At 49.4% G+C, this 10,374-nt stretch carries 12 protein-coding genes; 4 read left to right on the top strand and 8 right to left on the bottom strand.

All coding sequences use genetic code 11. From position 1 onward, the window contains the following. Window positions 1-529: 529 nt before the first annotated feature. From LBJ36_02775 to LBJ36_02750, 6 genes are all read right to left on the bottom strand, one after another. Entirely contained in the window at window positions 530-919 is a 390-nt protein-coding gene (locus LBJ36_02775; GenBank protein ID MDR1377959.1) for a transposase, read from the bottom strand. Next, on the bottom strand, window positions 909-1,949 hold the full coding sequence (locus LBJ36_02770) for a glycosyltransferase (protein MDR1377958.1): 1,041 nt from the start codon (window positions 1,947-1,949) through the stop codon (window positions 909-911). Before LBJ36_02770 ends, LBJ36_02775 begins: the two co-directional genes overlap by 11 nt. Before the next feature lie 176 nt (window positions 1,950-2,125). Continuing rightward, window positions 2,126-4,042: a glycosyltransferase family 39 protein gene (locus LBJ36_02765; protein ID MDR1377957.1), complete on the bottom strand. Its 1,917-nt coding sequence runs from the start codon at window positions 4,040-4,042 to the stop codon at window positions 2,126-2,128. Between the two features lie 9 nt (window positions 4,043-4,051). After that, entirely contained in the window at window positions 4,052-5,110 is a 1,059-nt protein-coding gene (locus LBJ36_02760) for a bifunctional UDP-4-keto-pentose/UDP-xylose synthase (GenBank protein MDR1377956.1), read from the bottom strand. A gap of 339 nt (window positions 5,111-5,449) precedes the next feature. Next, window positions 5,450-6,568 (bottom strand): aminotransferase class III-fold pyridoxal phosphate-dependent enzyme, encoded by a 1,119-nt coding sequence (locus LBJ36_02755; GenBank protein MDR1377955.1) that lies wholly within the window; start codon window positions 6,566-6,568, stop codon window positions 5,450-5,452. Then, complete coding sequence (locus tag LBJ36_02750; protein ID MDR1377954.1) at window positions 6,538-7,401, bottom strand: [LysW]-aminoadipate kinase; 864 nt, start codon at window positions 7,399-7,401, stop codon at window positions 6,538-6,540. The genes LBJ36_02755 and LBJ36_02750 overlap by 31 nt, the downstream gene beginning before the upstream one ends. A gap of 177 nt (window positions 7,402-7,578) precedes the next feature. Here LBJ36_02750 and LBJ36_02745 point away from each other — a divergent pair, with 177 nt between their 5' ends. From LBJ36_02745 to LBJ36_02730, 4 genes are all read left to right on the top strand, one after another. Continuing rightward, entirely contained in the window at window positions 7,579-7,803 is a 225-nt protein-coding gene (locus LBJ36_02745; GenBank protein ID MDR1377953.1) for a DUF1659 domain-containing protein, read from the top strand. 179 nt (window positions 7,804-7,982) lie between these two features. Further along, window positions 7,983-8,204, top strand: a complete 222-nt coding sequence (locus LBJ36_02740; protein MDR1377952.1) for a DUF2922 domain-containing protein — start codon at window positions 7,983-7,985, stop codon at window positions 8,202-8,204. 239 nt (window positions 8,205-8,443) lie between these two features. After that, window positions 8,444-8,686, top strand: coding sequence for a YvrJ family protein (locus LBJ36_02735; GenBank protein MDR1377951.1), 243 nt, complete (start codon window positions 8,444-8,446; stop codon window positions 8,684-8,686). A 35-nt stretch (window positions 8,687-8,721) separates the two neighbouring features. Beyond that, window positions 8,722-9,078 carry a hypothetical protein gene (locus LBJ36_02730; GenBank protein MDR1377950.1) on the top strand — a complete coding sequence of 119 codons (357 nt, stop codon included), beginning with the start codon at window positions 8,722-8,724 and terminating at the stop codon, window positions 9,076-9,078. A 108-nt stretch (window positions 9,079-9,186) separates the two neighbouring features. On the opposite strand, the gene LBJ36_02725 is transcribed toward LBJ36_02730, so the two are convergent. Both LBJ36_02725 and LBJ36_02720 read right to left on the bottom strand, forming a co-directional pair. Further along, entirely contained in the window at window positions 9,187-9,804 is a 618-nt protein-coding gene (locus tag LBJ36_02725) for a helix-turn-helix transcriptional regulator (protein ID MDR1377949.1), read from the bottom strand. A 399-nt stretch (window positions 9,805-10,203) separates the two neighbouring features. Next, the gene (locus LBJ36_02720; GenBank protein MDR1377948.1) at window positions 10,204-10,365 is read right to left on the bottom strand and encodes a type II toxin-antitoxin system YoeB family toxin; all 162 of its coding nucleotides are present in this window, start codon (window positions 10,363-10,365) and stop codon (window positions 10,204-10,206) included. Window positions 10,366-10,374: the final 9 nt, after the last annotated feature.

Raw genomic sequence — 10,374 nt, 5'->3', positions numbered from 1 at the left:
TAAGGAAGATCGCAAAGAATCATATCCACGCTCTCGGAGGGGATCTCTGGAAGAACTTCCAGGCAATCACCCATGTAAAGTTTTCCCTGCGTCGTTTCAAAAAATGGTCGTTGCAGCATTTCAGCCCTCCTTATGAGCACGGTTTTTCCTCGGAGCCCAATAGCAAGTGGATTGGACGAAGTCAAAAAAAATAAGAAGTAGAGACGCGCGGGCGGACGTCTCTACTTCTTATTTTTTTATTTTTTTTGACTTCAGGGTCCAACCGAGATACGTGTGATTTTGCCGGAAATACTGCATACCTCTATTTCGCGAAAGTGGAGCTCACATCAAAAGAGCATGAAACAATTCCTTTTACGAAATTCTCCCAATATAAAAAAGCAGGGTACTCCTTTGACTGCCCATCCGGGCTGCCCGGTCTCCCTACTGATCATAAATATATCACACTTCAGGTTAGATTTCAACCACCTCGCCCAACTTTGAGATAAAGACCACCGTTCTGCCAAACCTATGCAAACCTGAATAAATCTGATCAAATATGATCAGGAGCAAGTTTACTGTTGGCTTCCTGCTTCACTAAGGCCAGTTTCACCGCCATCTCGCGACGACGGCCAGAGCTTTCCTCTCCACAGGCTGACACCGTGGAACTCACGGCGTATTTTCTTAAATTGATTGCGGCGTTTACGTCACGATCATGGCGTGCGCCACATTGTGGACACGTCCATTCCCGAACCGATAGCGGCAACTCTCCTAGCTTTTGTCCGCAGCACGAGCTTATCTTGCTACTTGGAAAGATTGGAAAGAAACGATCCACCACCACGATCTGACCTTCATGCATCCTCGCTTTGTATTCCACTTGACGCCGGAATTCGGAAAAACTCATGTCAGCGACGGAACGCGAAAGTCGGCGATTACGCATCATTCCTTTCACAGTCAAGTTCTCGATTCCGATGACATTGAATCATTGAACCATCCGGTTCATGAAGCATTGAACCATTCGGTTCATAAATCATTGGACCCTCCGGTTCATAAACCTTTCGGACCACGTAACGAGGACGCTTGCGGACCTCTTGGTAAATACGCCCCACATATTCGCCTTCGATGCCGATACAGGAGATCGTCACCCCCATCAAAAAGAAAAGAATCGCCAGAAGCGTGAAAACCCCTTCAGCCTCAGGCCCGACAATCAAACGCCGGAGAAACATGAACGACGCAAAAAGAAAACTCATCAGTGAAATCAAAATACCCGTCATGGTCACCACTTGTAACGGTATGATGGAGAAACTCGTCATCAGGTCGAAATTCAAGCGAATCAAACGAAATAAACTGTATTTGGAGTTCCCCTGTTCCCGTTCCTGGTGGGCGACATCGATTTCGATGGGATTCGTCGCGAACCTCTGAGCCAGGGCAGGAATAAAGGTTGTGCTCTCCGCTGACTCATTGATAATGTCTACCACATCTCGGCGGTAGGCGCGCAACATACACCCATAATCCCGCAACGCCAGACCCGTGATTCGGTTGGTCAGGCGATTGACCATCCACGAGGCCATCACCCGGAAAAAAGTATCTTTGCGCTGTTGACGAACCGTCCCGACCACGTCGTGTCCTTCATCCACACAGCGCAGTATACGAGGGATCTCCTCCGGTGGGTTTTGCAGGTCCGCGTCAAGAGTGATCGCTATTTTCCCTCTCATGTGCCCAAAACCCGCCATGATCGCCATGTGTTGACCGAAGTTGCCGTTAAAGTCCAAGACGCGCGTCACGTCGGGACGTCGTTTCTGAATCTGTAACAACAAAGGCAGCGTAGTGTCACGACTGCCGTCGTTGACGAAAATAACTTCATAAGAGCGCTTCAGCTCATCGAGGACGGGAAAAAGACGTTCAACTAGTTTAGGAAGGCTCTCTTCCTCGTTGTAAGCAGGTATGATAACAGAGACATCTGGGTTGTTCAATCGCGAAGCAACTCCTATAGTGATTCAAATTAACATACTCCCACGACTAAAGTCATGGAATTCTAAGATCGACAAAGACAGCCAACTGAAACCGGTCTTACGTCTTCTCTTTTCGCTTTATCGTAAAAACCCTATTAAAAATCTAACAAATCCACTTAAAAATCTAACAAAGCCACTTAAAAATTTGACAAAATTACAGTGATACGGGCCGAGTTCCATTGTATCACATTGCTTTCTCCCAGCAATCGCGTCAGCTCGTCTAAATGTTCTTCGCTCGAAACCAGGAAAACGCGTTTCTCCCCGTCCCACAGGGCTTTGAGGGATTGAGAATCGATGAACCAGCGTGGGTCTTTTTCCTGACACGCGCCAAACTCCAATTCTCCCAACATGTCCACCAGCGCAATCCGGCGTCTCAAGTAAAAACCCAATCCTTGAGCCGTCTCTTTGTAGGCAACCACCACGTCGTCGGGTTTGAGAATTTCTTCAATCAGCGCGGCCTGCGTTTCATAAGAATCTAATTCCGCTTTGAGGACGAATCCCCGCGCGAAAATTGCCAAATTGACGAACGCCAGCACACAGAGAACAGAAACCATTTTGGAGTAGATGCGCTTAAAGCAACACAGCCACCCACACAAGGCCAGGGTTAGAAGGCTCGCCGCCGCGGGCAAGGTATAGGGGTAAAGCGCGGCCGTTCCCAGCTCCGTGTCCATCAACGGATACACGACCCCCGCCATGGCTGGGAGAGTCAACACCCCTCCATTGAGGAAGGCGAATCGTTTGCCGCGCGCGCCATCTCCGTTGGCGACGAGGGCCAGCGCCTTGCCACCCAAAATTGCCAAGGGAGGGAGACTGGGTAGAATGTAGGGAATCAGCTTGGAGCTGGATAGGGAGAAAAAAACGAAAGGCAAAGCAAACCAAATCCCTAAAAAGATGTCAGGAAAGGAGGATTTCTCGTTTTCAATAAAGGAGGATTTCTCGTTTTCAGTCCAGGCTTTAACCCCGGCTTTAACCCTGGCTTTAGTTCCGGATTTCCAGGCGAGGGATTTCCAGGCAAAAAAGAGATCTCTCAGTATGTCGGGCAACAGGCCGGCCCAGGGAATCAGTCCACCCACCAGAATAGGGATGAAATACCAGAAAGGTTGGTATCGGTCATGAATTCGTGTGGTGTAGCGCAGCAGGTGCTCCTGGATGAAAAAGTAATGGAAGAAGTCGCTATTGACATGGCAAACCGCCCAAAACCACGGCACGGTCAGCAGGAAAAACAACACAATGCCCGGCCAGTAAAGCGAACGGAGAACCAACCTCCACTGACGGGTTGCTAAAATGTAAAAAAAGGCGATCCCGCCCGGCAGCACGACCCCGATCAGTCCTTTTGAGAGCGTCGCCAGCGCCATTCCCCCGTAAAACAAAAAAAGATACCGCCGAGAATTTTCCCTCCCTCTTTTCCTTTCTTCCCTTTTCCCTTCTTCCCTTTTCCCTTCGGCTTCTCCGTCTTCAACCTCTCTATCTTCAACCTCTCTGTCTTCAACCTCTCCGTCTTCGGCACACCCCCGCCAGAAGCCCGCCATTGCAAGCGTGATAAAAAAGGTCACCGTCATGTCCAGGATATTGAGACGCGCGATGGCAAACCATAAAAGACAACTGGAGAGAATCGTTGCCCCATAAAGCCCTTCCTTTGAACCTTTTCTTAATGAACCTTCTCTTAATGAACCATCTCTTAAATCTTCCTTTAAACCCGCTCTTACGCCTTCCTTTCTTACGCCTTCTCTTAAACCCGCTCCCCACATCCGCCGCGCCGTCGTGAAGACGATCCAAGCCCCTCCTAGCGCGAACAACACGGGCGTCAAACGCGCTGCGGCCTCGTCGAAGCCGAAAACAGCAAAAGACAGAGCCGTTAACCAGTAGTGCAAAACGGGTTTCTCGAAATACTTGACGTGATTGAGCTTGGGGGTGACAAAGTCCCCCGTCTCCAGCATTTCCCGGGCGATCTCCGAGTAGCGTCCTTCGTCGGGTTCAATCAGTGCGTAGTCTCCCAACCCGTAAAAAAAAACGAACAACGCAAGTCCCGTCAGGACAATCGCCAGTTTTTTCAAGCGGTACACCTACTTCGGATCTTGTTTCAGATTTTGTGCTAGAGTCATTCGCACAGCGTCACGCAAATTCACTTTGGGCGTCCAGTCCATAAGACGCCGCATTTTCGCGATAGATGGCACTCGATTGCGCATATCGTCGTAGCCATTGAGGTAATACTCCTCCGCCGGAACCGGCACGAAACGCGTCTTTTCCGCTTGGGATGCGTACTTGGGGATGTCCTTCATCACATCGACGATCATTTGGGCCAGCTCGCGGATGGACGCGTTGTTGTCGGGGTTGCCCACGTTGAAGATTTGCCCGTCGGCTCGGCCTTCTTCGTTGCGAAGCAGCGCCATGAGCGCGTCAGTACCGTCCCCTATCCACGTAAAGCTGCGCCGCTGTTCTCCGCCGGCCACCAGTGTGACTTCACCTTTTTCCAGTATGTCCCAGACGATCTGTGTGATGGAGCGTGCTGTGTGTTGCCGCGCGTCCTTTTGGGTATCGAGCCGAGGCCCCACCCAATTGAAGGGTCTAAAAATCGTGTAGCGCAGCCCCATTTCTTGTCCGTAGGCCGTGATAATGCGGTCTATCATCTGTTTACCGCAACTGTAGATCCAACGCATCTTGTTGATGGGTCCAACGATCAAGGGGCTTTCGTCCTCGTCCAACACCTCATCGCTGGTCAATCCGTAAACCTCGGATGTGGAAGGAAAAATCACCCGCTTACCGTGCTTCGCGCACAGTCGGACGATCTTCAGGTTCTGCTCGAAATCCAACTCGAAGGTCCACAGAGGATGGCTAAGATAATAAGCCGGCTTGGCGATTCCCGCGAAGGGCAAAACCACGTCGCTGATCGCAACCTGTTCTTCTAACCATCGATCTTCCTGGAAAATATCGCCTTTTCGGAAAGAAAACCGCCCTTCCCTTTCAAGATTCTTTTTAAACTCCTTCTCCTTTTTAAACTCCTTTTTAAACTCTTTCATATTTTCATCATTTAGATCGAAAGCAACCACGGACCAGTCTGTCGTCGCCAAAATCTTCTCAATTAAATGACTTCCGATAAAACCGTTCGCCCCAAGAATCAACACACGCAAAATTGTTGCCCCTTCCCATTGCTTTCAATTCCCATTGCTTTCAATTCCCATTTGCTTTCATTCGATTTAAATCGATTTTTATCTTAACATACTCCCACGACTAAAGTTGTGGAATTCTAAGATCGACAAAGACAGCCAACTGAAACCGGTCTTACGTCCGCAGTAAGTTCGCGTTATAACCCAGCTAACAAGTATACGTCATGTATATGTTCTCAGGATTTATGAAAAAAGCAAGCACAATACACTTAAGCCCGCCTTTCTCCTTGTGAGAAGGCGGGCCGCGTTCAGACGTTATTTTCCAATCGTTATTTTAATCGTTATTTCAGGCGTTATTTAAAAAGTTCGTAGTGTTTCTCCAAAGGTCTGAACCACGATGGCAAAATCTTCTTCCTCCGCAGTGAAAGGTGGAAGGAAACGCGCCACCTGAGGACCGGCGTTCAACGCCAGTACACCTTTTTCCTGGAGCGCCTTGACGACGGGTTCGGCCTTGATCGTGAGTTCCACGCCCACCAGCAACCCCTTATGACGAACTTCCTTGATCAACGGCGAATTTAAAGCCTTGATCGCCGCGACAAAAGCATCTCCATTTCGCGCCGCGCGTTGGGGATAACCTTCCGAGTGCAGCAACTCCCACGAGGCCAAAGCCACGGAGGCGATGACGGGGTTTCCTCCATAAGTGCTGCCGTGCCCTTTGGCGGGAAAGTCTCCTAAAGCGCCCTTCCAAAGAGTAACGCCCACAGGCAGCCCGCCCGCAACGCCCTTTGCCAAGGTTATGACGTCGGGTTCCAGACCGACCAGAGGGCTTGCCAGGATTGCGCCACATCGGCCCCAGCCGGATTGGATCTCATCCACCACCAAAAGAGTCCCCGATGCCTTGCACGCTTGCGTGATCGCGGCGCCGGTGAAGGCGTCCAGAGGATATACGCCACCTTCTCCCTGAATGGGCTCCAAGAAGACGGCCACCGTGTCCTCGTCCACTGCCTGGGGAATTTCCTCGGCTTTGAGGTGTTGCGCGGGCAACAAATTCTCCAACCATGCCTTACGGTATTGCGGGTTAAAGGTCAAAGACAACGCGCCCAACGTGCGCCCGTGAAAACCGCGCCGAAGAGCCAGAATTTTTTTGCGCTTCGGGCGAAGGCTTATGACCAGTTTTAAGGCCGCTTCTATGGATTCGGCTCCGCTGTTGCACAAAAAAACCTTTCCCTCTGGTAAAAGAGACGCGATGTTTTTGCGTAAGTTGTCGCGCGCGGAGTTGACAAGTCCGGGAGACGCCGCCCAAAGGGAATGCAGCGCTTTTTGCGCCGCCTCCATCAATACCGGATGACAATGCCCGAAAAGAGCCGATCCATTGCCACACAAAAAATCGACATAACAGACACCCTGAGCGTCCGTCACAGACGCGCCGCGTCCTGAAACGATCTCTAGTCCGCGACCGCCGTAGATGTTCGACACAGTGTGGTGCCTCCTCCGGCCAAAGCGCGGGATATTGGATTATCTTTACGGCTGTCCGCCAAAATGACCTTGCTCACATGACCTTCCAGGGCTTCGCGAGCAGCCAGCAGTTTCCTTTTCATGTTACCCTGAGCCAGCGCCTCCAATTCACCCCAACCGTCAAGGCTCCCCATTTCCACCCGGCTCTCAGGATTGTCCACGTCGCGCAGGATCCCCGGCACGTTGCTCAGTATGACCAGAACATCCGCTCCAATGGCGGAAGCAGCGGCGGCGGCCATGCGATCCCCGTCCACGTTCAGGCTGTTGCCCTTGTCGTCCGAGGCCAAGGGGGGCAAAAGAGGCAAAAGCCCTTTTTCCCAAGCGTCGATCAACGGCGCGGCCTCGAAACCACAAACCGTTCCGCTGTAGTTACCCCGTAGGATCCGTACCTTACCGTTCTCCACGGAACGAAGGCTGTCCTTGCGTGTAGCCAACGCCGTAACGCTCTGAGAAGGATAGATAGGAAGAGCGCCAATCCCAAGTTTTCCCAGTTTCCATGAAAGTTCCACGGAGTAATGGCAACAAGCCGCCTCGAACAGGGCCAGCTCTTTTGCGCCGACAAAACGGCTGCGGTACCCACTGGGGCTCGTTACATAAAGAGGTTCTATCTCGCAGGAGCGACATATGGACTCCATAGGGCCACTGGCGCCATGAACCAAAACCCATCGTTCTCCTCGACGCGCGCGATCCGCCAGCTCCATCAAGAGCCGCGACGGGTCGTTACCAATGGCTCCTCCGATTTTCACCACTCCAACATTGACTTTGAGAATATCGTTTTTGAAAAAATTATTCACTCTCGCCACCACCTTGTCCGATCACTTTACGTGAAACAGAGGAGATAATAAACCAAAGTACTTTTAATGTCAATAAGTAAATTATTTTTTATTATTAAATTCAGCATTAAATTATGCTTTACAAATATAATAATATTGCATATAATAGTATCATCTTAACGAAAGGAGGTTGACGGTATGTCGGTTATCGAAAGCGCGTATAAGAGTTCCATAGCGGTGAAGTTGGACGCGGGCACAAATCCCGCCACCGGCAACATGATCGTCAAGAGCTGCTCCCTGGGCAAAATCGTCGAAGGCGCGGACAACGACAAGATCATGAGCGTCGTCGGGGCGTTGCTTCCCGTTTTGGATCATTCGTTGGTCCGCGTGGAACGCACCAAGGTCACTAGCCTGGAGAACTAGGCCGGGCAGCGCACTGAAGGCGCAATGAAGATGCAATGAAGACAGTATCAAAAGCAGTATCAAAAGCAGTATCAAAAGGAGTATCAAAGGCAGTATTAAAGGCAGTATCAAAAATAGTATCAAAAGGAGTATCAAAAGCAGTATAAGGCAGTATAAATAAAAAGAAAGGAGGTGTTTGTATGGCTGTTAGTTTGAAGCTCACGTTTGACGCCAGCGGAGGTAAGACGGTTTCCATGACCTTTCCCTATGCCGATGTATCTGCTGACGCTGAGGATGTTAAGGCTCTGATGGACGAGATCGTCGACAATAGCGAGATCTTCGCGGAACCCCCGTTGACCGCGGTTACCGCGGAGTTCATTACGCACACGGTCACGCCCATCGACCTGGACGAATTGAATTAAAGTAAAAGGCCTAAAGTCTGGACGAATTGAATTAAAGTAAAAGGCCTAAAATCTGGACGAATTGAATTAAAGTAAAAGGCCTAAAGTCTGGACGAATTGAATTAAAGTAAAAGGCCTAAAGTCTGAACGAATTGAATTAAAGTAAAAGGCCTAAAGTCTGAACGAATTGAATTAAAGTAAAAGGCCTAAAGTCTGAACTAAGCAGGTTTTCAAGAAAGTTTTCAAGGAGGTTTTCTTTCATGGAAACGTTCATAGAGTCCACGTTGCAAAGTGGCTTTTCCATTGTCGTGTCCGGTTTTTTGCTGCTGCGGATGGAGGGAGAGCTGCGAGCCCTGCGGGGGGCCATCGATCGGTTACGTCATTGTCAGGTCTGTTGTTTTTCGCCCTTGGCCGACGAAGTTGCTGAAGTTGCTAACGCGCCGCTCGATAAGCCTGTGAATAAGCCTGTGAATAAACTGATCGGATCGGATGTGATGCCATAAACTATCGAATCGAGCATTTCAGGAAGGAGGAATTTTTGTGTCCCTGTTGCGGCAAAGGGCCAGTTGCCCAAGCTCTGGTGTTGTGGCTCGAAATGTTGCGTAGAGCTTGGGGAGCCCCCGTAGTCGTAAACTCAGGCTGGCGCTGTCCCGCTCACAACGTAGAGGTGGGCGGAACAAAGTCGAGCCGGCACATGATCGGTTGCGCTGCGGATCTTCGTTTGCCTCGCGCGTCAAACGACGCCCAAGCTCCTATTGCTCCTTTCATTGTTCTGGCCACGCGGCTTTTCCAGCTTCCGGGCTGGGAGTTTCGCCCGTATTCCTCCTACATCCATGTCGCGGTTCCCCGAGAAGAAACGTCCCGTGCCTGGGACGGCGACGCGATACGTCTATGACAAAACGACCACGTGGGCCATCTGCGTGGTCGCCATTTTTCGGCAATTTTATTCAATTCATTAACTTAAATGCATTTCATTAACTTAAATGCAATTTATTAATTTTATTCAATTCATTGACTCGCCTTCCTCTTCCAAAGTGTAAGCTTTCCCAAGCAGGGATATACGCCGCTTCACATCTAACGTTTCAAAGACACGGATCAACTCCACAAGTTCATCGGTGAGCACGTGCTCCCCATCTTTGTTGACGATTTTGTTGACGATGACGGCGCTGTCATTTCCCGCCTGGATAAAGGCGTTGTTCTCAACGTTGCCAAGCACTTCATTTGATGAAGCGTTTGATGAAGCGTTTGATGAGGCGCTTAGTGAAACGTTTGGTGAAGAGCTTAGCAAAATGTTTGGTGAAGAATGATTTGATGAAGAATGAGAAGAATGATTTGATAAAGAATGAGAAGAATGAGAAGAATGATTTGATGAAGAGCGGCGTCCTTCTTCTTGCGGGTTTCTCAACATCTCCCCTTCTCCAGTCAAAAGCCAGCGAAAATCTATCCCATAGACTTTTTCTATCCGCACTGCAAGCTCTATGGTCAGTTTTTTTCTACCTGTTTCAAGGTCTTTGACCTGCGCATCGTTTAAATTAAGAGGATCGCCAAAAACACGCTGAAGCATACCTAGAGAATCTCTTGCCTGTCTTAATCTGTAAGCGTATTCAGTTTTACATATCATTTGTCTTCTTTCCTTTCATTCGGATAAAATTCAGGATAAAATTAACCTAATGCTCTTGACAATCGGATAAAAATAACCAATAATGTTTTCCATCAACAGACAGTTGATCGGACATGAAAATCATATCTCACGTCTGTCTGTAGGTCAATTTAGTAGGTCAATTTATCTGAGGAAAAAACCTGAGTAAATAAAGATAAAGAAAGACAGAAAGAAAGGGAGAAAGGACATGGCGCTCATTTTCTCTATCTACGGAAGACCATACGGTTACCGCGAACGCGATCACGTCGCTGGGGGTAGCTGTGGAGAAATCCAATGCCCTATCTCGCCCTGTTCACGCAAAAACGCATACGTCCGGTGAGCTTTGTCCAGAACAACTTCCGTTCAATCCTCTCAATCCTCTCAATCCTCGTAATGCCCCTTGCAGGAAAGTATCCTTAATTTTCGATTTTCGTCGGTTGCGTAGGTAAGACGGTGATATTCATTAATACGGCGGCTGTAAACCTTTTGGGTTTTTAAGGCTTCGGGTTTACCTATGCCTTTCAGAAGTCCGTTTCTTTGGATGTCTTTGAT

This window comes from Synergistaceae bacterium (genome assembly GCA_031267575.1).
Classification (GTDB): domain Bacteria; phylum Synergistota; class Synergistia; order Synergistales; family Aminobacteriaceae; genus JAIRYN01.
This window is presented reverse-complemented; position numbering and strand designations above follow the sequence as displayed.